20 protein-coding genes and 2 pseudogenes are annotated in these 22,780 nt (G+C 69.3%); 13 read left to right on the top strand and 9 right to left on the bottom strand.

Going from position 1 to position 22,780, the window contains the following annotated elements; genetic code table 11:
• Positions 1-32: 32 nt before the first annotated feature.
• A complete protein-coding gene (locus CJ022_RS09730) occupies positions 33-815 on the bottom strand; it encodes a lysophospholipid acyltransferase family protein (RefSeq protein ID WP_233198686.1) in 783 nt (260 codons plus the stop codon).
• Positions 816-980: 165 nt separating this feature from the next.
• On the opposite strand from CJ022_RS09730, the gene CJ022_RS09725 reads away from it, so the two are divergent.
• The gene (locus CJ022_RS09725) at positions 981-1,907 is read left to right on the top strand and encodes a M14 family metallopeptidase (RefSeq protein WP_101926457.1); all 927 of its coding nucleotides are present in this window, start codon (positions 981-983) and stop codon (positions 1,905-1,907) included.
• 253 nt (positions 1,908-2,160) lie between these two features.
• Here CJ022_RS09725 and CJ022_RS09720 read toward each other — a convergent pair whose 3' ends face one another.
• Positions 2,161-4,956 carry a TonB-dependent receptor gene (locus tag CJ022_RS09720; protein WP_101926679.1) on the bottom strand — a complete coding sequence of 932 codons (2,796 nt, stop codon included), beginning with the start codon at positions 4,954-4,956 and terminating at the stop codon, positions 2,161-2,163.
• Between the two features lie 252 nt (positions 4,957-5,208).
• On the opposite strand from CJ022_RS09720, the gene CJ022_RS09715 reads away from it, so the two are divergent.
• Positions 5,209-6,123 carry a dienelactone hydrolase family protein gene (locus CJ022_RS09715; protein ID WP_101926456.1) on the top strand — a complete coding sequence of 305 codons (915 nt, stop codon included), beginning with the start codon at positions 5,209-5,211 and terminating at the stop codon, positions 6,121-6,123.
• 61 nt (positions 6,124-6,184) lie between these two features.
• Complete coding sequence (gene gloA2, locus CJ022_RS09710; protein WP_101926455.1) at positions 6,185-6,568, top strand: SMU1112c/YaeR family gloxylase I-like metalloprotein; 384 nt, start codon at positions 6,185-6,187, stop codon at positions 6,566-6,568.
• Between the two features lie 118 nt (positions 6,569-6,686).
• On the opposite strand, the gene CJ022_RS09705 is transcribed toward gloA2, so the two are convergent.
• Entirely contained in the window at positions 6,687-7,649 is a 963-nt protein-coding gene (locus CJ022_RS09705; RefSeq protein WP_101926454.1) for a glutathione S-transferase family protein, read from the bottom strand.
• Positions 7,650-7,973: 324 nt separating this feature from the next.
• Between CJ022_RS09705 and CJ022_RS09700 the strand changes: the two genes are divergently transcribed.
• Positions 7,974-8,933, top strand: a complete 960-nt coding sequence (locus tag CJ022_RS09700) for a glutaminase (RefSeq protein ID WP_101926453.1) — start codon at positions 7,974-7,976, stop codon at positions 8,931-8,933.
• Positions 8,934-8,989: 56 nt separating this feature from the next.
• Here the strand turns inward: CJ022_RS09700 and CJ022_RS09695 are convergent, their stop codons facing one another.
• On the bottom strand, positions 8,990-10,342 hold the full coding sequence (locus CJ022_RS09695; RefSeq protein ID WP_101926452.1) for a glycoside hydrolase family 16 protein: 1,353 nt from the start codon (positions 10,340-10,342) through the stop codon (positions 8,990-8,992).
• 235 nt (positions 10,343-10,577) lie between these two features.
• The gene (locus tag CJ022_RS09690; protein ID WP_101926451.1) at positions 10,578-11,288 is read right to left on the bottom strand and encodes an RNA pseudouridine synthase; all 711 of its coding nucleotides are present in this window, start codon (positions 11,286-11,288) and stop codon (positions 10,578-10,580) included.
• 218 nt (positions 11,289-11,506) lie between these two features.
• Between CJ022_RS09690 and CJ022_RS09685 the strand changes: the two are divergent.
• From CJ022_RS09685 to CJ022_RS17515, 8 genes and pseudogenes are all read left to right on the top strand, one after another.
• A pseudogene (locus tag CJ022_RS09685) lies at positions 11,507-12,466 on the top strand (D-hexose-6-phosphate mutarotase); the annotation flags it as partial.
• A gap of 90 nt (positions 12,467-12,556) precedes the next feature.
• On the top strand, positions 12,557-13,117 hold the full coding sequence (locus CJ022_RS09680) for a GNAT family N-acetyltransferase (RefSeq protein WP_101926450.1): 561 nt from the start codon (positions 12,557-12,559) through the stop codon (positions 13,115-13,117).
• Positions 13,118-13,148: 31 nt separating this feature from the next.
• The gene (locus CJ022_RS09675) at positions 13,149-13,985 is read left to right on the top strand and encodes an SAM-dependent methyltransferase (RefSeq protein WP_101926449.1); all 837 of its coding nucleotides are present in this window, start codon (positions 13,149-13,151) and stop codon (positions 13,983-13,985) included.
• Positions 13,982-14,185, top strand: a complete 204-nt coding sequence (locus tag CJ022_RS09670) for a hypothetical protein (protein WP_101926448.1) — start codon at positions 13,982-13,984, stop codon at positions 14,183-14,185. The genes CJ022_RS09675 and CJ022_RS09670 overlap by 4 nt, the downstream gene beginning before the upstream one ends.
• 86 nt (positions 14,186-14,271) lie before the next feature.
• Positions 14,272-16,122 (top strand): tetratricopeptide repeat-containing diguanylate cyclase, encoded by a 1,851-nt coding sequence (locus tag CJ022_RS09665; protein ID WP_158238389.1) that lies wholly within the window; start codon positions 14,272-14,274, stop codon positions 16,120-16,122.
• A gap of 184 nt (positions 16,123-16,306) precedes the next feature.
• Positions 16,307-16,705 (top strand): hypothetical protein, encoded by a 399-nt coding sequence (locus CJ022_RS17525; RefSeq protein ID WP_233198682.1) that lies wholly within the window; start codon positions 16,307-16,309, stop codon positions 16,703-16,705.
• Positions 16,606-17,452, top strand: a pseudogene (locus tag CJ022_RS17520) (peptidase M13); the annotation flags it as partial. The gene CJ022_RS17525 and the pseudogene CJ022_RS17520, both read left to right, overlap by 100 nt.
• The gene (locus CJ022_RS17515; RefSeq protein WP_343125142.1) at positions 17,444-18,289 is read left to right on the top strand and encodes a M13-type metalloendopeptidase; all 846 of its coding nucleotides are present in this window, start codon (positions 17,444-17,446) and stop codon (positions 18,287-18,289) included. The pseudogene CJ022_RS17520 and the gene CJ022_RS17515, both read left to right, overlap by 9 nt.
• 265 nt (positions 18,290-18,554) lie before the next feature.
• Here the strand turns inward: CJ022_RS17515 and CJ022_RS09655 are convergent, their stop codons facing one another.
• The 3 genes from CJ022_RS09655 to CJ022_RS09645 all read right to left on the bottom strand — a co-directional run bounded on the left by CJ022_RS09655 (position 18,555) and on the right by CJ022_RS09645 (position 21,623).
• Positions 18,555-20,153 (bottom strand): AbgT family transporter, encoded by a 1,599-nt coding sequence (locus tag CJ022_RS09655; protein WP_101926446.1) that lies wholly within the window; start codon positions 20,151-20,153, stop codon positions 18,555-18,557.
• A 93-nt stretch (positions 20,154-20,246) separates the two neighbouring features.
• The gene (locus tag CJ022_RS09650) at positions 20,247-20,846 is read right to left on the bottom strand and encodes a nitroreductase family protein (RefSeq protein WP_101926445.1); all 600 of its coding nucleotides are present in this window, start codon (positions 20,844-20,846) and stop codon (positions 20,247-20,249) included.
• A gap of 270 nt (positions 20,847-21,116) precedes the next feature.
• Positions 21,117-21,623 (bottom strand): M48 metallopeptidase family protein, encoded by a 507-nt coding sequence (locus CJ022_RS09645; protein WP_101926677.1) that lies wholly within the window; start codon positions 21,621-21,623, stop codon positions 21,117-21,119.
• Positions 21,624-21,719: 96 nt separating this feature from the next.
• Between CJ022_RS09645 and CJ022_RS09640 the strand changes: the two genes are divergently transcribed.
• On the top strand, positions 21,720-22,259 hold the full coding sequence (locus CJ022_RS09640) for a DUF2058 domain-containing protein (RefSeq protein ID WP_101926444.1): 540 nt from the start codon (positions 21,720-21,722) through the stop codon (positions 22,257-22,259).
• Positions 22,260-22,337: 78 nt separating this feature from the next.
• Here CJ022_RS09640 and CJ022_RS09635 read toward each other — a convergent pair whose 3' ends face one another.
• On the bottom strand, positions 22,338-22,703 hold the full coding sequence (locus CJ022_RS09635; RefSeq protein ID WP_101926676.1) for a glycine zipper 2TM domain-containing protein: 366 nt from the start codon (positions 22,701-22,703) through the stop codon (positions 22,338-22,340).
• Positions 22,704-22,780 lie beyond the last annotated feature (77 nt).

The raw sequence follows: 22,780 nt of genomic DNA, 5'->3' as shown, positions 1-22,780 counted from the left end.
CCGGACGCCGCGTGCGCGACCTGCGCGCCGGGTCAGCCGGCGCGTGACGCGTGGGGCCCGAGCCCCGACGCCACGATCGCGTGCACGCGCGTGGCCAGCGACTTGCGGTCGAGGTCGTCGTCCAGCGCGATCGGTGCGTGGAAGGTCACGCGCACCCGCGCACCGGAGAGCTGCAGGAAGCGCCGCACGTGCGCGCCCGCGTCCATGTCGCCGTGGAACGCGTAGGCATCGCGCGCGCCGCCGTCGGCCAGCGGCCGGCCATCGACGGCGAGGATCGCCAACGTCACCGGCTGCAGTGTCCAGGCGCCGCCGGCGCGCGGGTCAAGGAACAGCGCGAACAGGCTCGACTTGAATGGCGCGACCTGCACGCCGGACGACGTCGTGCCTTCCGCGAACAGCACCACGTCGTCGCCCGGCCGCAGCTGCGCGGCGACGGCCGCGGCCACGGCAGCCGCATCGCGCCGGCGACGGCTGACGAACAGCGTGCGCCCCAGCGCCCCGATGGCCGGCATGCCGGGCCAGCGCGCCATGTCGTCCTTGGCGATGAAGCGCGCCTGCAGCAGGCTGCCGAGCACCGGGATGTCGAAATGCGACACGTGGTTGGACACGAACAGCGTGCCGCCGCCGCGCCGCGGCGTGCCGACGACCTCGACGCGGATGCCCAGCGCGTGCCGCAGGCTCGCGAACCACAGCCGCGGCAGCACGGTGACCGGGCGTCCGGCGGCGACCCGCATCAGCCACCACTGCGGCGGCATCAGCACGAGGCTGGCGAGCAGCATCAGCAGCAATCTGGCTGCGGTGCGGAGGTGGTGCATGGGCGCTCCTGTCGAGGCGGCGGGCTGCCAGACCGGCTGGGGGCGCATCATCGTCGCGGCATGCGGTGACAGGCAATGTGCACGACGGCCCGCAGGCGCCCGGTTGACCGGGCCTCGCGGGGCGGGCTGCTAGAGTGCGCCGCTTTCCGCCTGCTGGAGCGCCCCATGAAGACCTCTCCCGATGCCCGCTATCCCATCGGCACGCCGGGTGTGCCCTGGGGCGATGCCGAGCGCGACCAGTGGCGCAACCGCCAGGTCCGCAGCCGCCGGTACGCCGACGACGTGGTGCCGGTCGTCGACGCGCTGCGCACGCGCTTCGACGTGATCGAGTACGGGCAGCTGCAGTACGCGCCGGATGTCTATCCCCTGTTCGCGATCCGCAGCCGCGACTGGGATGACGCGCTGCCCTGCGCGCTGGTGACCGGCGGCGTCCACGGCTACGAGACCAGCGGCGTGCGCGGTGCGCTGCAGTTCGTCGACCGCCATGCCGGCGACTATGCCGGCAGGCTCAACCTGCTGGTCGCGCCGTGCATCAGTCCCTGGGGCTACGAGCGCGTGCAGCGCTGGAATCCCGATGCGGTCGATCCCAACCGCGCCTTCCGCGACGGCAGCCCGGCGCCGGAATCCGTCGCGCTGATGCGGCTGGTCGCGCCGTTGCGGCACCGCGTGCGAGTGCACGTGGACCTGCACGAGACCACCGACAGCGACGAATCCGAATTCCGCCCGGCGCTGGCGGCGCGCGATGGCGTCGCATTCGAGCCCGGCGGGATCCCGGACGGTTTCTATCTCGTCGACGACAGTGAAAATCCCCGGCCCGCGTTCCAGCAGGCGATCATCGCGGCCGTCGCGGCGGTGACGCATATCGCCCCGGCCGATGCGCGAGGCCTGATGATCGGCTCGCCGGTCGTCGCGCCCGGCGTCATCGAATATCCGGTCAAGCAACTCGGCCTGTGCGCCGGCATTTCCGGCGCCGACTACGTGACGACGACCGAGGTCTATCCCGACAGTCCCCGCGCGACGCCGGCACAGTGCGACGACGCCCAGGTCGCCGCGATCCGTGCGGCGCTGGATTTCGTGCTGGCGCAGGGCTGAGCCGTTCGGCGAAGAAAATGGATCGGCGCCATGTAGGAGCGCGCTCGCGCGCGACCGGGCATGCCGAGAAACGCCCATCGCGGGCGCGCTCCTACAGGAGCGGATGCCACGATCTTGACCGGCTGGGTAGGACGGAACCGGTAGACGCACTGAAAAGGGGGGCGCTCATACGGAACCTGAGGGCAGACGAAAAACAAAAGGCCAGCGCGGAAGCGCTGGCCTTTCGCCTGTCACATCGCGTTGCAGCGGGCGATCAGAAATCCGCGCGCAGCCCCAGCGAGATCCGGCGGCCCGACAGTTCGTACATCGTCGGGAACGACGGGTCCATCGTGTAGCCGGTCGTCGCCTCGTCGGTCATGTTGATGCCCTTGAGACTCAGCTTGAGGTTCTCGGCCAGGCGCAGGCCGATCGAGACGTCGAGCTGGCCGTAGGCATCGCGATAGATCGGATACATGTTGTAACCGATCGACTCGACGTACTCGCTCTTGTGGTTGTAGGACACGCGGGCGTCGAAGCGGTCGTTCTCGTAGTACGCGGTCAGGTTCCAGGTCTTCTCGGCCAGGCCCGGCATCGGCGTCTGGATGCCGAGATCCGACTCGCCGGCCAGCGAGCTGTCGAGCATCGTGTAGTTGGCGTTGATGCCGAAGCCTTCGAGCACCGGGTGCAGCATCGTCAGCGGCAGCTGCGCGATGAGCTCGACGCCGTCGACCTCGTACGAACCCGCCGCATTGACCGGCTGGTAGACGTCGAAATCGAAGATGCCGTTGAGCGTGCCATTGGCGTTGTAGACGGGGACGTCCTCGACCACGCCGGTCAGCGCGTTGATGACCACGCCGTCGATCTTCTTGCGGAAATACGACGCCGCGAGCAGCCCGCCGTTGTCGAGATACTGCTCGAGGCCGACTTCCCACTGGTCGGCGTAGGTCGGCTTGAGCGCCGGATTGCCGTCGGTGAAGCGGTAGGAGCTCCAGCTCGCGGTGCGCTTGTAGGCGATGTCGGTCATCGCCGGGCGGATCAGCGTCTCCGAGGCCGCGGCGCGCAACAGCAGGCCCGCGCGCAGTTCCGCGGTGAGGTTGATGCTCGGCAGCACGTCGCTGTAGCTGCCGTCCATCGAGATCGGCGTGTCGGTGTAGCCGGTGCTGCCGTCGGGGTTCTGCACCGGGTGGTAGCCGAACGACGTCACCGAGGTGTCGACGTAGCGCACGCCCGCGTTGATGTCGACCGGCACGGGGCCAAGGTCGAACGCGATGTCCGTCATCGCGTACAGCGCGGTCGCCTGTTCGTCGACGCGGTAGTACTGGCTGTCGTCGAACGGGGTCGAGAAGCCGGCATAGCGGAAGGTGTCGCGCGCGTAGTCGTTGCCGATCATCTGCCAGTCGAGATCGCGCGCGGTATAGGCGCCGCCGGGGACGATGTCGCCGATCGGCTGCAGCTGGCTGTCGGCCAGGGTGCGCGTATTGACCCAGCTGTTGTCGCCGGCCGACGGGCCGCCGATCTTGGCCTCGCCGTACTCGCGTTCCTTGGACTTGTCGGTGTGGCGCGCGCCGAACTGCACGCCGCGCAGCGCCGGCAGGAAGGCCAGGTCCAGGGTCTTGGCGATGTTGACCTGGGCCGCGTACTTGTCGTCGTTGATCTGCTCGAGCGTGGTCTCGTAGGCCTCGAACAGGTAGCGCTCGGGCGAGTCGTACATGTCGAAGCCGTTCGACGACGCGCTCGCGATCGTTTCGCCGCTCGGCCCGTTCCAGCGCGTGCGCGACGGCGCGTAGGCGACGTGCTTGAGGTTCGCGTAGTCCAGCGATTTCTTCGCGCCCGAGTAGCCGAGCAGGGCGTCGATGGTCCAGGTGTCGCCGCGCCAGTCGAGCGCCGCGCTGTACTGGCGGAAGTCGGTCTCGTTGCGGCGTTCCTTGCTCAGGAACTCGTGCTGGGTCGCGGTGTAGGACACGTCGCGCAACACCAGGATGCCGTGCTCGGCCAGCGTGGTGTCGTCGTACTCGTGGATGGTCTCGAGCGTGCTGCGGCTGGACGCGGAATAGGCGGCCGCGTCGTACTCGTCCTCGTTGGAATCGTAGCCGCCGACCAGCGCGTCGAAGGTCAGGCTGAAGTCGTTGCTGGGCTTGAACTGCAGCGAGCCCGTCGCGCCCCACTTGTCCTGCTCGTTGAGGAACACGCGGTCGCCGACCTTGTCCTGGAACACGATCAGGTTCGATTCGGCGGTATCGGTGCGGTCGCCGATCTGGCGGCCGGTGTCGCGCTCGATGACGGCCTCGGCCTGCTCGCCGCGCACGCCCGAGGCGCCGAGGAAGCGCGACATCGGCCGGAAGTTGATGCCCGAAGTCGCGTCGGTGCGGTTGGTGCGCTTGGCCTTCGAGAACGACACCAGTGCGCCCCAGTCGCCCCAGGTGTCGGACGCGAGGAACGAGACCTTCGGGTCGTTCTCCTCGGAGATCGAGTTGTGTGCACCTTCGACCGAGGCCACCAGCTGGCGGCTGTTGTAGTCGAACGGACGCGCGGTGGAGATCTTCACCGAACCGGCGATGCCGCCTTCCTCATCCGCCGCCGTCGGCGACTTCTGCACGGTGACCTGCTGGATGATCTCGGACGCGAAAATGTCGAATTCCACTTCGCGGCCGCCGCTGCCCGAGGCTGTGGCGAGATCGTTGATCGAGACATGCGTGTAGTCGGAGGGCAGGCCGCGCACGTTGACGCGCGAGCCCAGGCCCTTGTTGCGTTCGATGGTGACGCCTGGCATGCGCTGCAGCGCCTCGGCGAGGTTCTGCTCGGGGAAATCGGCGACGTCGGTGGCGACGATGGAATCGGAGAAACCGACGTTGTCGCGCTTCAGATCGACCGCCTGCTCGAGGCTGCGGCTGTAGCTGCCGGTCACGGTGACCGCGTCCAGCGACTGGACCGTCGCATCTTCGGCGGCGGTCTGCGCGAGCACGGGCAGCGGCGCGGCGAGGGCGCCGGCCAGCAGGGCGAGATGGATGCGTCGGCTCAGCAGGCAGCGGCGCGGCCCGGGCGTGCTGCGCGCCGGGAGGTCGTACGTCATGCGGGTTCCCCAAGTGGTCGTGATCGTGTGGTGCGAGGTGATGGCGGCGATGCACGCCATCGCGAAAGCGCCCGGAGGCGGCGCCGAGGCTAGCGACGCAAGGTGTTGGTTTTGTTGCAGTGCGGCAGCAGCGTCGTGACAGGCGGGCTGCGTTGGCCTGGCGTTCGGATCGGCACGCACTGGCGCGCAGCGCGCAGGCGAGGGCGGACCGGACTACGATGCGGGTCCCGTCGTCGCCAACCGGAGTCCGTCATGTCGCAGCCGCCCCGCAAGACCGCCCGTGATTTCGATCCGGACGTGCTCGAGCTGTTCGACCAGTACGTGCACGGGGCGATCGACCGGCGCGGATTCCTCAGCGGGGCTGCGCGTGTCGCCGGCGCCGCCGGTGCGGCGGGACTGCTGGCCGCGCTGACGCCGCAGTTCGCGCAGGCGCAGCAGATCGCACCCGACGATGCGCGCCTGGCCACGTCGTACGAGGCGTTCGACGCGCCCGCGGGCAACGGCCGCGGGCGCGGATATCTGGCGCAGCCCGCGGATGCGACCGGGCCGCTGCCGCTGGTGCTGGTGGTGCACGAGAACCGCGGTCTGAACCCGCACATCGAGGACGTGACGCGGCGGATCGCGCTGGCGGGCTACCGCGCGTTCGCGCCGGATGCGCTGTTCCCGCTGGGCGGCTATCCCGGCGACGAAGACCGGGCGCGCGCCCTGTTCGCGACGCTCGACCAGGACAAGGCACGACAGGACTTCATCGCCGCGGCCGGGTGGCTGCTGGCGCGCGAAGGCGGCAACGGGCGCATCGGCGTGGTCGGCTTCTGCTACGGCGGCGGCATGGCGAACTACCTCGCCGCGAAGGTCCCGTCGCTGCGCGCCGCCGCGCCGTTCTACGGCCCGGCAGCGCCGCTCGAGGACGTGCCGGCCATCGAGGCGGAACTGCTGGTCGTGCTGGCCGCCAACGATGCGCGCGTCAACGCGCAATGGCCGGATTACGAGGCCGCGCTGCACGCGGCGGACGTGACCTACACGCTGTTCCAGCCGGCCGGCACCGAGCACGGCTTCAACAACGACACGACGCCGCGCTACGACGAAGCGGCGGCGGCCGAGGCCTGGTCGAAGATGCTGGCGCTGTTCGCGCGCACCCTGCAGACGCCGGCGCCTGCGGCGACATGAGTCCGCGCACGACGACCGGCGCCGCGCGGCCATCGCGCTCGCGGCGTACGATGCCGCCGGCATGCTGAAGCGCGTCCACCATGTCGCCATCATCTGCAGCGACTACGCGCGATCCAAGGCGTTCTACACGGCGACGCTGGGGTTGACCGTCGTCGCGGAGCAGTACCGCGAGGCGCGTCGCTCCTGGAAGCTGGATCTGGCTTTGCCGGATGGCGGCCAGATCGAGCTGTTCTCGTTCCCCGACGCGCCGCCGCGCCCGTCCTGGCCGGAAGCGCAGGGGTTGCGGCACCTGGCGTTCGCCGTCGATGACGTCGCGGCGTGCGCGGCGCGATTGCAGGCGGACGGACTCGTGGTGGAACCCGTGCGCGTCGACCCTGACACCGGACGGCGCTTCGTGTTCTTCGCCGACCCCGATGGCCTGCCGCTGGAGCTGTACGAGGCGTAGGCGGATGGACGGCTTCTTCCGGGTGTTTCAGGCGCGTCCGTCGCGCGCGAGCGCGCGCCTGCAGGCGACTGCCCGCCCAGGTCGTCCCGGGTAGGCACGCGCTCGCGCGCGACCGGCCTCACGCCGCCAGCGAAAAATCCAGCGCCGGCCCCTTCGGCACAATGCCGGTCGGATTGATGTGCCGATGGCTCTCGTAGTAATGCCGCTTGATGTGATCGAAATCGACTGTCGGTGCGACCGCCGGATGCGCGTACAGGCGACGCGTATGGGCCCACAGGGCCGGGTAGTCGACCAGGCGCCGCAGATTGCATTTGAAATGGCCGTGGTAGACCGCATCGAAACGCAGCAGCGTCGTGAACAGACGCCAGTCCGCTTCGGTGAGCACGTCGCCGCACAGCGTGTCGCGGGTGGCGAGCCGGGCTTCCAGCCAGTCCAGTGTCTCGAACACCTGGGTCACCGCGTCGTCGTAGGCCGACTGGCGCTTGGCGAATCCCGCCTTGTAGACGCCGTTGTTGAGCCCGTCGTAGACCCGCGCGTTGACCGCGTCGATCTCGCCGCGCAGCGCGGCCGGATAGTAGTCGCCCGCCGTCGCACCGACCTCGTCGAAGGCGCTGTTGAACATGCGGATGATGTCGGCGGATTCGTTGCTGACGATGCGCCCGGTCGCCTTGTCCCACAGCACCGGCACGGTCACGCGGCCGGTGTAGGCCGGATCGGACGAAACGTAGAGCTGCCAGACGGTGTCCGCCTGCTGCAGCGGATCGGGGATCACGCCGGGACCGGGCGCGAAGGTCCAGCCGTCGTCGGCCATCAGCCAGTGGGTCACCGACAGGTCGATCATCGACTGCAGACCCTTGAGCTCGCGGAAGATTGCCGCGCGGTGCGCCCAGGGGCAGGCGCGGGCGATGTAGAGATGGTAGCGGCCGGGCTCGGCCTTGAAGCCGCCCTCGCCGGTCGGGCCCGCACTGCCGTCGGCGGTGACCCAGTGGCGGAACGCGGAGTCGGGCCGCTGCAGTTTGCCGTCGCTATCGACCAGTGCATCGTCGTCCGTGGTCCAGCGACCGTCGACCAGCATGCCCATGGGGTGCTCCCGTATCCGTTGCAGCGCATCGCGCGAAGTGGACAGGGTCGACGATGCCGCGTCAACGCGGCGTCCGGAGCGGATCCGGCAGATGCGGCGAGACCGGAACTCCGTGTCGCAAGCGCCGGGTGCGACGCCGCGCGCAGCACGCGTCGGGTGACCGGCCTCGCGCGCACGAGCGCGATGGCGAACTGCCGCGCGGCCATGCGTTCGCGCCGTCCCGAGGCGGCACCACGCGGGGCGCAACACGCAACCCGCGCAGCGCTGACTTCCCGGTCACGCGCGCGGCGGCAGACTGCAGCCCCCGGTCCGACCCGAGTTCCCATGCGCAGCCCGCCGCAGAATCCGCACGATCTCAGCCGCCACGACATCCAGGACATCCTGTCGACGATCCACGGCGAGGTGCGCGAGCGGTTCGGCAAACACAAGGGCAAGGTCGCCGACTACATCCCGGCGCTCGCATCGGTGTCGCCGGATACCTTCGGCATGGCCGTCGCCACGCTCGACGGCGATGTCTACACGGTCGGCGAGGCGCACGCGCCGTTCTCGATCCAGAGCATCTCCAAGGTCCACACGCTGACGCTCGCCCTGGATCTCGCGGGCGACGACCTGTGGAAGCGGGTGGGCCGCGAACCCTCGGGCGATCCCTTCAATTCGCTGATCCAGCTCGAGCACGAGAGCGGCATTCCGCGCAATCCCTTCATCAACGCCGGCGCGATCGTCATCGCCGACGTGATCCTGTCGCATTGCAAGGATCCCGAGCAGGAACTGCTCGAGTTCATGCGCGCGCGTTCGGGCAACGACGCCGTCGGCCGCGACGAGGAGATCTGGACGTCGGAGCGCAAGAGCGGCTATCGCAACGTGGCACTGGCGAACTTCATCCGGAGCTTCGGCAACATCGAGAACGACGTGCAGGCGGTGCTGGATTTCTACTACCTGCAGTGCTCGCTGAAGATGAACTGCGTGGATCTCGCGCGCAGCCTGCAGTACCTGGCCGACCGCGGCGCATGCCCCATGACCGGCGAGCAGGTCACCAGCAAGGAGAGGGCGACGCGGATCAACGCGATCATGATGACCTGCGGCACCTACGACGCGGCTGGCGAGTTCGCCTTCCACGTGGGGCTGCCGGCGAAGAGCGGCGTCGGTGGCGGCATCGTCGCGGTGGTGCCGAATGTCCTGAGCGTCTGCGTGTGGTCGCCCGCGCTCGACGACAAGGGCAATTCGCTGCTCGGTGGCTATGCGCTGCACCGTTTCACGCGGATGACGGAACTGTCGGTGTTCTGAGCGGCGCGGCGGCGATCGTTCGCCCGCCGCGCCTGGTCCGAAGCGGGTTCCGGAGATCAGGGACTCTGGTAGTACACGTTGTCGATGAAGAGCTCGACGTTCTGGCCCGGCGGGTCGGCCACGACCATGAACATCTGCTTCACCGCGTGCAGGTCCAGGTCGTAGAAGTCACTGAACGGGATCGTGACCTGGTGCCAGGCGCCGTCCCGGACCAGCCCGTACTGCGGACCGCCGGCGACGAAGTCGACCCAGCTGTCGCCGAACGACGTACTGATGCCGATCTTGAACGTCGAGTCTGTCGTCGTGCGCATGTGGAACTTGAGGCTGCCGTTGGCATAGGCGCTCATGTTGCGCACGTCGTTGAGCACCCCGAGGCCGTACCACGCGCCGGCATTGGCGCGGAACGCCATGCCTTCGTTGCCCTCGAACGGCGACGCCGCGATCGGCGTCAGGTTGTTCCACAGGAACAGTTCGGCGTTGCTGCCGTAATCGAGCGCGCCGGCCAGTCCGGCCTGCTCGGAAAACACGCCGAACCGCCCGGCCGGCGTCGCGGCATCGCTGCCGATGTAGAGCTCGCTGTCCGGATGGTCCTGGTAGAGGCGGATGTAGTCGACCTCCATGCGCCCGGGCAGCGGCGCGGTGATGCCGTTCGGATCGAAGATGCCGGTGTAGGTGCCGCCGACCGCGAGATTGAGCAGCAGAAAGTGCGGTTGGTGGAACTCGTGCAGCGACGCGCCTTCGATGTCCGAGATCGCCATCTCGAAGTACTGCAGGCCGTCGACCGTGACGCGGATGAACTCCGGATCCCAGGTCATGCGGTACGTGCGGTAGTCCTCGTGCAGATTGGTCGGGAAGTCCGCGAAATCGCCATGACTGGCGTGACCGCCGCCGTAGTTCCAGTGCACCGCGCCGCCGACGCGGCGGTTGACCATGCCGGCGGCGATGCCGTCGACGTGGCCGATCTCCATGATGTCGATCTCGCCGCGGTCGGGCCAAACGCCGATCGCGCCGAGCATCCAGTAGGCCGGCCAGATCCCGTTACCGGCTTCGGGGGTCTTGATCCGCGCCTCCAGCGTGCCGTACTTGAAGTGCACGCGCCCCTCGGTCTTCATGCGTGCCGAGGTGAACGGGCTGCCTTCGAAGTTCTCGCGTCGCGCTTCGATGACCAGACGGCCATTCTCGACGCGCGCGTTCTCGGGGCGGCTGGTGTAGTACTGCAGCTCCGAATTGCCCCAGCCGCACAGGCCGATCTGGCAGCCGGTGCCGACGTCGTAGATCCAGTTGCTGCCATTGATGGTGGAGCCGTCGAAATTCTCTTCCCAGACGGGGGTCTGGGCATGTGCGGCGGTGAATGCGCCGGCGCCGAGCAGGGCGGCGGCGGACACGGCGAACAGGCGTGCGCGATCCATACGGAAACTCCTTGTGGTGAACGATGACCCGTGCGGTCGCGAACGACGCTAGGCAGCGCTGACAGCGCTGTCAAAGCGCAAACGGTCGAATGTGCCGAGTTGCGGGCGACATCACGCAATGGTGTTCAGTGCAGGTGAAAGGACCGGGAAAAACGCGTCGCGCGTGTTGCGCGGCAACATCGCAAACGCGCGTGGTTCGCGCGCCGCATTCGGTCGCCCGAGGCGGGCGTGCCCATCAGAAGCGGCCGTCGGCCGGCAGATAGCGCCACGTACCGACGTCCATCTTCGCCAGACCCACGCGTCCGATCCGCAACCGCTTCATGCCGGTGACCTGCAGCCCGACGCGGTCGCACATGCCCTGCAGCTGGCCCGGCCGCACGTGCTTGATCGCGAACCGCAACCGCTGCTCGCTCTGCCAGCTGACCTTGCACGGCGGAATCGGCCAGCCGTTGGCATCCTGGCCGCCTCGCGCGAGCTGTGACAGGCCGTACGGCCCCAGCGTGCCGACGACGTCGACCACGTATTCCTGCTCCAGCAACGCCGCGTCTTCGGTCAGGCGTCGCTTCGCGCGGTGGTCCTGGGTCAGCACCAGCAGGCCGCTCGCGGCGTCCTCGAACGGAAGCGGTGCTTCGAGCCGATGGAAGTGCCGCTTCAGCACCTGCTGGTCGACCGGATCCAGCGGGCTGCGCGTCGCCGGTGTCGCCAGCGCGATCGCCGCGGCGATGTCGAGCCCGGCCGGCTTGTGCAGCAGCAGCGTCGCCGGCTCCGTGTCGCCGAGCCGCGCTCCGGGCGCGAGCACGACGGACTCGTCCTCGACCGGATGCTGCGGCGCGTCCACGACCTCGCCCTCCACTAGGACCCAGCCGCCTTCGATGTACTGGCGCGCGTCCGCACGCGAGCAGTCGAGCAGGGCGGCGAGGTGCTTGTCGAGGCGGATCGGAGGCATCGGGCAGGTCGGTGCAACGGGTCCGGGAGTGTACGCGGCGGGCGCCGTCGGCGCCCCGGGCGCTGACGTAAGCTGTCGGCCCCCGCCGCGATGCCGGAGACCGCATGCGCCCACCGTCCCTCCTGCTGCTGTGTCTGCTCGCCGGCTGCGCGGCGACGCCTGGCGAGCGCCCGGCACCGTCACCGTCCACCCCGTCCGAGGAATCCCGCATGTCCGACGCGCCGCCCCGCGGTACTGCCTTCGCCCTGCCGGCGCGCTACGCCGAGCGCCTCGCGACGACATCGGTGACACCGGCCGACGTCACGCTGCCGGAGGTGCCGGGCCTGCGTCTCGGCACGTTCGCCGGCCTGCAGGCGCTGCTGATCGAGACGCCGCAGTCGACCGCCGCCATCGCGCTGTTCGGCGGCCATCTGCTGTCCTTCGTACCCACCGGTCAGACCGATGCGCTGTGGGTCTCGCCGGCATCGGCCGGGCCGCCGCAACCGATCCGCGGCGGCACGCCGATCGTCTGGCCGTATTTCGGCAAGCAGGACCAGGACGCCGCACTGCCGTCGCACGGGTTCGTGCGCACGATGCGCTGGCAGCTCGACGATGCGCGGCGCGAAGCCGACGGCACCCTCGTCGTGACGCTGTCGCCGCCGGTGTTCGAGGATCTCGACCTGCGCGTGCGGACCGAGTTGCGCATCGGGCGCTCGCTGGAGCAGCGGCTGATCACCGAGAACGTCGGCGACGCGCCGGTGCGCATCACCCAGGCGCTGCACACCTATTTCCGCGTGTCCGACGTCGCGAACGTGCGCGTGCAGGGACTCGACGGGCTGACTTATCTCGACAAGAACGACGGCTACGCCGCGCATCGCCAGTCGGGCGACTGGACGCTGCACGATCCACGCGACCCCGGACGCAGCGACCGGATCTACGGCGGCGCGGGCGGTCGCTATCTGCTGGACGATCCGGCGGCGCAGCGCCGTATCGCGCTCGAGGTCGAGGGCAGCCGCACGCTGGTGGTCTGGAACCCGGGCGAGGCGTCGGCGTCGCGTTCGGCGGAGATGGGCGACGGGTTGTGGCGCCAGTTCCTGTGCCTGGAAGCCGCGAATGCCGGGCCGGAATCGGTCGAGATCGCGCCCGGTGGCCAGCACACGCTGCTGCAGCGGATCCGGGTCGAGCCCCTGCCGGGCTGACGCGATGCGCGAACCCAGCCACGCCGGAGGCGCTGTCGCGAGCTTGGCAGGGCATGCGGTGCAACGAAGTCTTCCGACGCGCGCGTTGCGATGAGCCTGTTTCCCGCCACCTTCGAGACGACGCGCTACCACATGCGGCCGCTGGCAGCCGCGGACAACGCGCGCTACTGCGCGCTCTACACCGACCCCGCCGTGATGCGGCTGATCGCACCGCCGCTGTCGGCATCGGCGGCGCAGGCGGCGTTCGACGCCGTCCTCCGCGCCACGTCGAAGGTGGCGCCAGGCGTGGGCTACTGGACGATCGACCGGCGCAGCGACGGGCACGCCTGCGGCCTGATGGCGGTGGTGCTGTCTCCCGCGCCCCGCACCGCCGAGTACGGCCTGCTGCTGCAGCCCGCATCGCACGCCCGCGGGGTCGCGCGCGAAACCACGGCCGGTCTGCTCGACCGGCTGTTCGCATCGCCGGCGCTCGATCGGGTCTGGACGCGGCACACGCCCGACAACGTCGCGGTCCGCGGGCTGATGCGTGCGCTCGGGTTCGAACCCGACGCTCCCCGCGACGGTCTGCTGCACTGGCAGATGACGCGCGCTGCGTGGCTCGCCCGGGGCGAGATGCCGCCCGCTTTTGCGTCCCGGCCCGGCGCAGGCTAGATTCCGGCGGATCGGGGCGGGGGATGGGACCATGCAAGGGGGAACAGGACGTCTGACCTGCGTCGGACTGGGCATGCTGCTCGGCGCGCATCTCGCGCCGCGTGCGCGCAGCGGCATCGAGCAGGCCGACGTGGTCTTCGTCGCGGCGTCGGATCCGCTGGTCGAGCTGTGGGTGCAGCAGATGCATCCGGATGTGCGCAGCCTCCAGCCCTACTACGCGGACGGGAAATCGCGCCACGCGACCTACCGCGAAATGATCGAGGCGATGCTCGTCGAAGTCCGCGCCGGGCGTACCGTCTGCGGCGCGTTCTACGGACACCCGGGCGTGTTCGCCGAGGTGCCGCACCGGGCGCTCGCCCAGGCCCGGGACGAGGGCTTCGAGGCCCACATGGAGCCGGCAATCTCCGCCGCCGACTGCCTGTACGCGGACCTGGGCATCGATCCAGGCAGCGTGGGCTGCCAGCATTACGAGGCCAGCCAGTTCATGTTCTACCGCCGCGTCGTCGACACCTCGGCCTACCTTCTCCTGTGGCAGGTCGGCGTGGCCGGCGACCGCTCGGTTCGGCGTTCTTCGACGGGGGTGGCGCACCGCCGTCTGCTGCTGGAGCGGCTGGCGGAAGATTATCCGGAGGGGCATGCCGTGACGCTCTATGAAGCTGCTACGCTGCCGGTCGAAGGGCCGCGCATCGAGGGGATGGCGATGGCGGCGCTGGTGGATGCGGTGATGTCGATGCAGACCACACTGGTGGTGCCGCCGGCTCGCGCGATGACGTTGGACAAGGGAATGCTGGACAGGCTCGCCGCACTGGAGCGCGACGCGGCCGGTGTGGCGGAACACGGGTCGATCACCAAGGGGAGAACGCAATGACGACAGCCATCGAGTTTCTCGAGGCAATGGGGCGCAGTGCCGCGCCGCCGGCCGGTGCCGACTTCGAGGCCGCCGTCGCGGGCCTCGGGATCGACACGGCGCAGCGGCAGGCGCTGCTGGCACGCGATACGGCAGCGCTGGCCCGGCTGCTGCGGGGACGCCCGGCATGCGGACGACACGCCCGAGCGGACGCCGGATGAGGATGACGGCCGCGACGATCGCCCGCCCGGCGACGATGCGCCGGAACGCCAGCGCGACTGACGGGTACCGCGGGCGGGACCGGATCATGAAACTCCTTCGTGGCGCGCTGGTCGGCGCTCTCTGTCTCGGCCTGCTGGCGGCATTGCCGCCCGCAGGCGCGGACGAGCGCTCGCTCGACAGCCTGCTCAACGAGGGCAACCGCATCCGCACGGCCGATCCGGCGCAGATGGACCGCCTGCTGCAGGTCCTGGACGGTCGGATCGCCGACGCGGATCCGGCGCAGCGCACCCGCTGGCAACTGCTGCACGCGCATCGCGCCATCACCAAGGGCGAGACCGAAACGGCAATCGCGACGTTGCGCACCCTGGTCGACGGCGACGGTGACGTCGAGACACGTTTCGTCGCCGCCTCGATGCTGGCCAACAGCTACGCGATTCTCCGGCGCTTCGAGGAGGCGCTGGTCATGGTCGACCGGATGCTCGCGCTGCGCCAGCGCGTCGAGGATCGCGCGGTGCTGCATCGCGGGCTCATGGTCGCCGCCGTGGTCTACAACCAGGTCGGCGAATACCGCCTCGGCATGCATTACGCCGAGGACGTCGCCCGCAATGCGCCCGACCCACGGAACCACTGCGCCGCCGGCGGTGTGATCATGGAATCGCATGTCGGCCTGTCGCTGACCGCGGGCGATGCGCAGGGTCAGCAGGCGATCGACCGGTGCGTGACCGCCGGCGAGCCGATCTTCACCGGCTTCGTCCGCGCGCACCTCGCGCGCGAGTGGGACCGGCAGGGGCGCACTCGCGATGCGGCGACGCTGCTGCAGACCAGCCTGGCGGACGTGACCGCGATCGGCTACCCGTTCCTGATCGCGCACTACCAGGCCTTGCTGGCGGATTTCCGCATGACCCTGGGCGAGCATGCGCCCGCGCAGCGGCATGCCCAGCGCGCGATCGACCTGGGCGGCGCCGGCAGTTCCGAGGCCATGGTCACCGCGCACCGGGTGCTGTACGAGCTGGCCGAGCGCCGCGGCGACGCGGTCGAGGCACTGCGGACCTATCGCGCCTACGCCGAGGCGCAGCGCGCCTACACCGAAGACATGAAGTCGCGCGAGATGGCCTACCAGGTCGTCCGCCACCAGTCGTCGCAACAGGCGCAGCAGATCGAGCTGTTGCGCCAGAGGAACCAGCTGCTGGAACTGCAGAAGCGCGTCACCGAACAGCGGGCGCAGAACTGGCTCGTCGCCGCGGCGCTGCTGGTGTTCCTGCTCGCCACCACCGGCTACTGGGCGTTCCGCACCAAGCGCCTGCAGATGCGCATGCAGCGGATGGCCCAGACCGACCCGTTGACCCGCATCAGCAATCGCCACCATTTCAGCGAACAGGCGACGCGGGCCCTGGCCCAGTGCGCGCGGGAGGGGCGGGTCGCCGCGCTGGTCACCTTCGATCTCGATCACTTCAAGCAGATCAACGATCGCTTCGGGCATGCGGCGGGCGACTGGGCGCTGTGCCAGGTGACCAAGGCCTGCGTGCCGTTGCGCGGCCCCGAGGATGCGTTCGGCCGGCTGGGCGGCGAGGAATTCGCGCTGCTGTTTCCGGGCTGCGACGCCAGCGCCGCGCGCCAGACCGCGGCCGCGGCGATGACCGGCTTCGCCGCGATCGACGCCACGGGCTGCGGCTACGACATGCAGCTGACCGCGAGCTTCGGCATCACCGACACCCTGCGTTCGGGCCACGATTTCACCCGCCTGCTGTCGCACGCCGACAAGGCGATGTACCGGGCCAAGCGCTCGGGCCGGAACCGGTTGTGCGTGTACGACACCACGCCGCCGCCGGTGGAAGCGCCGTGCGCCACGCCGCGTCCGCTGCCGCCGCGGTTGCTCGAGGATGTCCTCCACGTCGCCGACGCGGCGAGCCGCGCCCGCCGGGCCGCCTTGCCCTGAGGCGCTCCGTCGCGAGGGGCGGCGGGTACGATCGCGCAGCGTCGCATCCCGACCCACGGTGGCCCGTGGCGCCATGCCGGACTTCCGGCACCCCTCCCGTCACGCCCCGATCGGTATCCTGAGGATCTGATGGTTGCGCCGGTAACGACGCCAGCCACGGCCTGTTCCCTCTGGAGAAACCGATTTGAAGAAGACCCTGTTGTCCGCGGCGACCGCCGTGGCCCTGACGCTCGCGACCCCACTGGCCGCCCACGACAACCACGACTGCCTGGATGCGTCCTGCACGATCCAGTCGCTGTTCCAGACCGGTGACACCACCACCGGCGGGGACGCGGGCGACGTCGTCGCCGCCAAGCGCCTCGGCACCTGGGGCATCGACACCGCCGGCATGGACACCTCGGTCAAGCCGGGCGACAACTTCTTCGACTACGTCAACGGCACCTGGGCGACCAGGCCAAGGTCGCGGCCCTGTACGCCGGCTTCATGGACGAGCAGGCCATCGAGGCGCTCGGCGCCCGGCCGATCGCGCCGAAGCTGGCGGCGATCCGCGCCGCGGACGACAAGGAGGCGCTCGCCGCGCTGATGGGTGCGCAGCAGGCCGACTTCGGCCGCAGCTTCTTCGGCCTCGGCGTGTCCGACGACCAGCGCGATCCGGACCGCTACACGCTGTACATGAGCCAGTCGGGCCTCGGCCTCGGCGATCGCGAGATGTACCTGCGCGAGAATTTCGCCCCGCAGCGCGAGCGTTACCAGGCCTACATCGCGCAGCTGCTGGAACTCGCGGGCTGGGAGAATCCGCAGCAGAACGCCGAAGCGATCCTCGCGATGGAGACCCGCATCGCCGAAGCGCACTGGACCCGCGCCGAAAGCCGCGACCGCGACAAGACCTATAACCCGGTCGACCACCGCGCCCGGCTTCGCCTGGGACGCGTTCTTCGAGGCCGCGGGCGTCGGCCAGGCGCCGCGCGCCGTCGTCCGCCAGGACACCGCGGTCCCCAAGATCGCCGCGATCTTCGCCGACACCGATGTCGCCACGCTGCAGGCCTGGCAGGCGTTCAGCACCGTCGACGGCGCCGCACCGCTGCTGTCGAAGGCGTTCTCGGACGCGCAGTTCGAGTTCCGCTCCAAGTTCCTGTCGGGCCAGCCCGAGCAGAAGGAACGCTGGAAGCGCGGCGTCGCATTCGCCGAAAGCACCATGGGCGAGGCCATCGGCCGCGACTACGTGCAGCTGTATTTCCCGGCCGATGCCAAGGCCAAGATGGACGAGCTGGTCGCCAACGTGAAGGTGGCGATGGGCGTGCGCCTGGACCAGCTCGACTGGATGGGCGCCGAGACCAAGGCCGAAGCGCGCCGCAAGCTCGAGGGCTTCGGCCTCAAGATCGGGCATCCCGACACCTGGCGTGACTACAGCGACCTGCAGGTCGCGCGTGGCGACGTGTTCGGCAATGCCGAGCGGTCGATGGCGTTCGAGTGGGATTACCGCCGCAACCGTCTGGGCAAGGAAGTCGACAAGGGCGAGTGGGGCATGACCCCGCAGACCGTCAACGCCTATTACAACTCGGTCAAGAACGAGATCGTGTTTCCGGCCGCGATCCTGCAGCCGCCGTTCTTCGATCCGGACGCGGATCCGGCGGTGAACTACGGCGCCATCGGCGGCGTCATCGGCCACGAGATCATCCACGGCTTCGACGACCAGGGCCGCAAGTCCGACGGCGAAGGCGTGCTGCGCGACTGGTGGACTGCCGAGGATGCGCGCAAGTTCGAGGCCCAGGCCGCGAAGCTCGGCGCGCAGTACGAGGCGTTCGAGTTCCCGCAGCTGCCGGGCATGCACATCAACGGCAAGGTCGCGATGGGCGAGAACATCGGTGACCTCGGCGGCATCACGATCGCGCTCGAGGCCTATCGTCGTTCGCTCGACGGCAAGCCGGCGCCGGAGATCGACGGCTTCAGCGGCGAGCAGCGCCTGTTCATGGGCTGGGCGCAGGTGTGGCGCACGTTGTGGCGCGACGACGCGCTGCGCCAGCAGCTGGTCAACGGTACCCACTCGCCGGGCCAGATCCGCGCGTTCGCGCCGCTGCGCAACGTCGACGCCTGGTACGACGCGTTCGACGTGTCCGAGAGCGACGCGCAGTACATCGCACCGGAAGACCGCGTCCGTATCTGGTAAGACGGGTGGCAGGTAGACCAGAAGAAGGGGCGCGCAAACGCCCCTTTTTTTGCCCGGGATTCGCGTGCGCCATTGCAGGCGATGCAGCACGACGCAGAGTCCAAGGGCCGTTTCTTGTCGTAGAAGCGCGCGCTCACAAAAGCCGACGCCGCCGCCGATCTGGCAACCGCGCTGAGGACACGGGTCGTGTCGAAAGTCTACCGTTCCGCCCGCTGCAGGCCGCTTTCCCGGCATCCGCCGGAGTGGTACCAGGGACCTCGCAGACTCAACCGGGCGCGTAGTACGTCGGCGCGCCGGGCCCGACCGGCAGGCCGAACACAAAGACCCACAGCATGAACAGTGTCGTCCAGCCGACGAAGAACACCAAGGTGTAGGGCAGCATCATCGCGATCAGCGTGCCGACCCCGAGATTGCGCTGGTAACGCGCGGCGAAGGCCATGATCAGTCCGAAGTAACTCATCATCGGCGTGATCAGGTTGGTCACCGAATCGCCGATGCGGTACGCCGCCTGGATCACCTCCGGGCTGTAGCCGACCAGCATCAGCATCGGCACGAAGATCGGCGCGGTGACCGCCCACTGCGCCGACGCCGAACCCAGCGACAGGTTGATCAGGCCGCACATCGCGATGAAGGCGACGAACACCAGCGGACCGGTCAGGCCGATCGATTCCAGCAGCGTCGATCCCAGCACCGCCATCACCTGGCCGAGCTGGGTCCAGTTGAAGAAGGCGACGAACTGCGCGGCGAAGAACACCAGCACGATGTAGAGACTCAGCGTGCCCATCGACTTCGCCATCGCGTCGATGACGTCGCGGTCGTTGCGGATGCTTCCGGTCAGTGCGCCGTAGACGATGCCGGGGACGGCGAAGAACACCGCCACCAGCACGACGATGCCGGTCAGGAAGGGGCGCAGGCTGCCCAGCGTGTCGTCGACGCCCGGCAGGCGCAGCGCACCGTTCGCGGGCACGACCAGCCACGCGATCAGCGCGGCCATCGCCAGTGCCGCGACGGCCGCCCAGCGCAGCGCGCGGCGCTCGACCGGACCCAGCGGGGACATGTCCACGGGATCGGCATCGGGATCGAGCTGGGTGGGGTCGTAGGGTCCGAGCTTGGGCTCGACGATGCGCGCGGTGACGAACCAGCCCATCGCCGTGACCAGGAAGGTGCTGGCGATCATGAAGTACCAGTTCACCGCCGCATGGACCTCGTACGCGGGGTCGATCAGCTGCGCGGCTTCCTGGGTGATGCCGGCCAGCAGCGGATCCACGGTGCCGATCAGCAGGTTGGCGCTGTAGCCACCCGACACGCCCGCGAACGCGGCCGCGAGCCCGGCGAGTGGATGCCGGCCCAGCGCGTGGAAGATCGCCGCGGCGAGCGGAATCACGACGACGTAGCCCATTTCCGACGCGGTGTTCGACAGGATCGCCGCGAACACGATGACCACGGTGACCAGGTTCTTCGGCGCGCCGAGCACCAGGGTCTTGATCGCCGCGGCGAGCAGGCCCGAGCGTTCGGCGATGCCGACGCCGAGCATCGCGACGAGCACCGTACCCAGCGGCACGAAGCCGGTGAAGTTGGTGACCAGGCCGGTGACGATCCGGCGCAGGCCGTCGGCATCCAGCAGGCTGATGACGCGGATGACGCCGTCCTCGGCGCGCCCGGCGGCGCCATCGGGGCGGGGATCGGGCACGCTGACGCCATAGGCGGCGAGCACGCCGGACAGCAGGACGATCGTCAGCGCCAGCAGTGCGAACAACGTCACCGGATGCGGCAGCAGATTGCCGAGGAACTCGACCGTGTTGAGCAGCCGGGTCGTCGCGCTGGTGCGTCCGGAGGCGGGAGGCGCTGCCTGGGGTGGGGTCATCGTGCCGTCCGTTACGAGGCACGGCAGTCTAGCAAGGCGCTCCGACGCCGCCGGCGCACGCCACCGCCGCAGCGGCGATGGCGTGGCGCGGCATCAGCCGTGGACGCGGAACCGGATCGCGTCGTCGATGAAGGTCTTCTCGCCGATCGGCGCCTCGTGCGAGCCGAACGGCATCTGCGCGCGCAGGCGCCAGCTGGCCGGCAGATTCCACTCCTGCGCGGCGGCAGCGTCGGGCAGCGGGTTGTAGTGCTGCATGCTGGCGCCGATGCCGGCTTCGGCCAGCACGGTCCAGACCGCGTACTGGGCGATCGCGGTCGAATGCTCGGACCACACCGGGAAGTTGTCCGCATACAGCGGGAACTTCGCCTGCAGGTCGGCGACGACGTCCTGATCCTCGTAGAACAGCACCGTCCCCGCGCCCGCCGCGAACCCCGCGAGCTTGGCCTGCGTCGCGGCGAAGGCGTCGGCCGGTACGACAGGCCGCAACGCATCCTCGACCAGAGCCCAGAAGCGCCGGCTCTGGGCACCGAACAGGATCACCGCGCGCGAGCTCTGCGAGTTGAACGACGAGGGCGCCTGGCGGACCGCCTCCTGGATCAACGTGGTGGTGGCGTCCTGCGACAGCGGCAGGGTGGGCCCCAGGCTGTACTGGCTGCGGCGACGACGGGCGTGTTCCAGGAACGATTGCGACATGACGGGTTCTCCAGGGATCCGGGCGACCGGGCAGGGTGCCGGTGCAGAGCGACAGTCTGGCGAGTCCTGGGATCTGGAACGACCGGGCGTACCGGGAAGGATCGTTGCTATATATGGAACGATAATTGGGGAAATCAGCGATTGATCCAATTCGGGAACAATCGTTCAGCCCGCTGGGCCGGACGCCTGGGATGCGCCGAGAACGTGCCCGCGAGCAACCTGCAGTCGGTCGAACGTCGAGATCCGGTCGCTCGGGCGCGCCGCAATCCGTCACCCGCCTTGCGCGGCCTGCCAGTCCAGATGGGTCAGGTAGAGCCGCAGATCGAATTCCAGCTGGTGATAGTCGGGCGCCATATGCAGGCACAACTGGTAGAAGGCCTTGTTGTGGTCGCTTTCCTTCAGATGCGCCAGCTCGTGCACGGCGATCATCCGCAGGAACTCCGCCGGTGCGTCGCGGAAGACCGCGGCGATGCGGATCTCGCGACTCGCCTTCAGCCGGCTGCCCTGGACCCGCGACACGGTCGTGTGCGTGCCCAGCGCGTGCCGCAGCACCTGCAGCTTGCCGTCGTAGAGCACCTTGTGCAGCGGATCGGCCTTGCGCAGGTAGCGGTCCTTCAGCGCCTGCACGTAGTCGTAGAGCTGGCGGTCGTTGCGCACGGCGTGGGCCGTGTCGTAGCGCCGGGCGACGTGGGCGCCGAGCGTGCCGGCGTCCCGCAACGCGCGGACCTGCGCGACGACATGCGGGGGGTAACCGGCGATGTAGGGCAGGGCGTCCATCGCGGCCACGATACCGGCATGCGCCGCACGCGCGCAGTCCGTCGTGGATGCGGGCGGTATCATCGGGGCCATGATCTGGACGGCGGAGCCGGTGCGATGCGCAATCCCCTGCAGGAACAGCTGCTCAAGGCCGGGCTGGTCAAGAAAGGCCAGGTGGCGCAGGTCGTGCGCGACCAGACCAAGGCGCGCCATGGCAAGCAGCCCGCCGCGCCGACGGCCGAGCAGCGCGAGGTCGAACGCCTGCGGCAGGACAAGGCCGAACGTGATCGCGTGCTGGCGGCCGAACGCAACGCGCAGGCGAAGACGCGCGAGCTGCGCCTGCAGGCGCGGCAACTCGTGGTCGATGGCAAGGTCGTGCCGGAAGGCGAACGGGTCTACCGCTTCGCCGATGGCGCCGCATTCCGCAGCCTGCTGACCAGCGACACGCAGTCACGCCTGCTGGCGACCGGGGCGCTGGTGATCGCGCGCCTTGACGACGGCTATGCGCTGCTGCCGCGCACCGTCGCCGACAAGGTGGCGACGCGCGATCCGGAGACGATCGTCGTCGACCACGCCCGCACGACGGGCCCGGCCGATACCGCGGACGACGATGCCTACTACCGCGGCTTCGAAGTGCCGGACGATCTGGTCTGGTGATCGCAACCGGTTCTGGAGCGCCATGAAAAAAGCCGGTCGACGTGCATCGACCGGCCTTTTTTGCGACTGCGGGATGGGTCAGCGATGGATGCGCTGGCAACGGGTCTCGACGATGCGGTCGCCGTTGCTTTCCTGGCGATTGCCCTGGACGTTGCGACCGATCGCACCGCCCGCGACGGCGCCGCCGACCGTTGCGATCTTGCGGCCCGAGCCGCTGCCGATCTGGTTGCCGACAAGACCCCCGATCACGGCGCCTGCCGCCGTTCCGGCGATGCGGTTCGGATCCGATGCGTTGCGCTGCACTTCGACGTCGTCGCAGACCACGCGGCTGCCATCGTTGAAGCGACGGCCTTCGTCTTCCGGCCCGTAGGTCTGGGCGTGGGCGAGGCTGACGGCGGCCAGCGACAGCAGGCCTGCACAGGTGATGGAACGAATGGGGTTCATGATCCGCGGCTCCACGGGGAAAGTGGGGCCGATGCTGGCAGCGGCGTCGCGAATCCCCGGTGAAAGGCGCAGGGAGA

This window comes from Luteimonas rhizosphaerae (assembly GCF_002849595.1).
GTDB lineage: Bacteria > Pseudomonadota > Gammaproteobacteria > Xanthomonadales > Xanthomonadaceae > Luteimonas > Luteimonas cellulosilyticus.
This window is presented reverse-complemented; position numbering and strand designations above follow the sequence as displayed.

What these genes read in the sequence shown, in the direction of transcription:
- CJ022_RS09675 (WP_101926449.1), top strand. Translation starts at nt 13,149, where the DNA reads ATGCAAGGGGGAACAGGACGTCTGACCTGCGTCGGACTGGGCATGCTG.
- CJ022_RS09720 (WP_101926679.1), bottom strand. Translation starts at nt 4,956, where the DNA reads ATGACGTACGACCTCCCGGCGCGCAGCACGCCCGGGCCGCGCCGCTGC.
- CJ022_RS09730 (WP_233198686.1), bottom strand. Translation starts at nt 815, where the DNA reads ATGCACCACCTCCGCACCGCAGCCAGATTGCTGCTGATGCTGCTCGCC.
- CJ022_RS09670 (WP_101926448.1), top strand. Translation starts at nt 13,982, where the DNA reads ATGACGACAGCCATCGAGTTTCTCGAGGCAATGGGGCGCAGTGCCGCG.
- CJ022_RS09695 (WP_101926452.1), bottom strand. Translation starts at nt 10,342, where the DNA reads ATGGATCGCGCACGCCTGTTCGCCGTGTCCGCCGCCGCCCTGCTCGGC.
- CJ022_RS09700 (WP_101926453.1), top strand. Translation starts at nt 7,974, where the DNA reads ATGCGCAGCCCGCCGCAGAATCCGCACGATCTCAGCCGCCACGACATC.
- CJ022_RS17515 (WP_343125142.1), top strand. Translation starts at nt 17,444, where the DNA reads ATGGGCGCCGAGACCAAGGCCGAAGCGCGCCGCAAGCTCGAGGGCTTC.
- CJ022_RS09635 (WP_101926676.1), bottom strand. Translation starts at nt 22,703, where the DNA reads ATGAACCCCATTCGTTCCATCACCTGTGCAGGCCTGCTGTCGCTGGCC.
- CJ022_RS09705 (WP_101926454.1), bottom strand. Translation starts at nt 7,649, where the DNA reads ATGGGCATGCTGGTCGACGGTCGCTGGACCACGGACGACGATGCACTG.
- CJ022_RS09715 (WP_101926456.1), top strand. Translation starts at nt 5,209, where the DNA reads ATGTCGCAGCCGCCCCGCAAGACCGCCCGTGATTTCGATCCGGACGTG.
- CJ022_RS09655 (WP_101926446.1), bottom strand. Translation starts at nt 20,153, where the DNA reads ATGACCCCACCCCAGGCAGCGCCTCCCGCCTCCGGACGCACCAGCGCG.
- CJ022_RS09690 (WP_101926451.1), bottom strand. Translation starts at nt 11,288, where the DNA reads ATGCCTCCGATCCGCCTCGACAAGCACCTCGCCGCCCTGCTCGACTGC.
- CJ022_RS09680 (WP_101926450.1), top strand. Translation starts at nt 12,557, where the DNA reads ATGAGCCTGTTTCCCGCCACCTTCGAGACGACGCGCTACCACATGCGG.
- CJ022_RS09650 (WP_101926445.1), bottom strand. Translation starts at nt 20,846, where the DNA reads ATGTCGCAATCGTTCCTGGAACACGCCCGTCGTCGCCGCAGCCAGTAC.
- gloA2 (WP_101926455.1), top strand. Translation starts at nt 6,185, where the DNA reads ATGCTGAAGCGCGTCCACCATGTCGCCATCATCTGCAGCGACTACGCG.
- CJ022_RS09665 (WP_158238389.1), top strand. Translation starts at nt 14,272, where the DNA reads ATGAAACTCCTTCGTGGCGCGCTGGTCGGCGCTCTCTGTCTCGGCCTG.
- CJ022_RS09645 (WP_101926677.1), bottom strand. Translation starts at nt 21,623, where the DNA reads ATGGACGCCCTGCCCTACATCGCCGGTTACCCCCCGCATGTCGTCGCG.
- CJ022_RS09725 (WP_101926457.1), top strand. Translation starts at nt 981, where the DNA reads ATGAAGACCTCTCCCGATGCCCGCTATCCCATCGGCACGCCGGGTGTG.
- CJ022_RS09640 (WP_101926444.1), top strand. Translation starts at nt 21,720, where the DNA reads ATGCGCAATCCCCTGCAGGAACAGCTGCTCAAGGCCGGGCTGGTCAAG.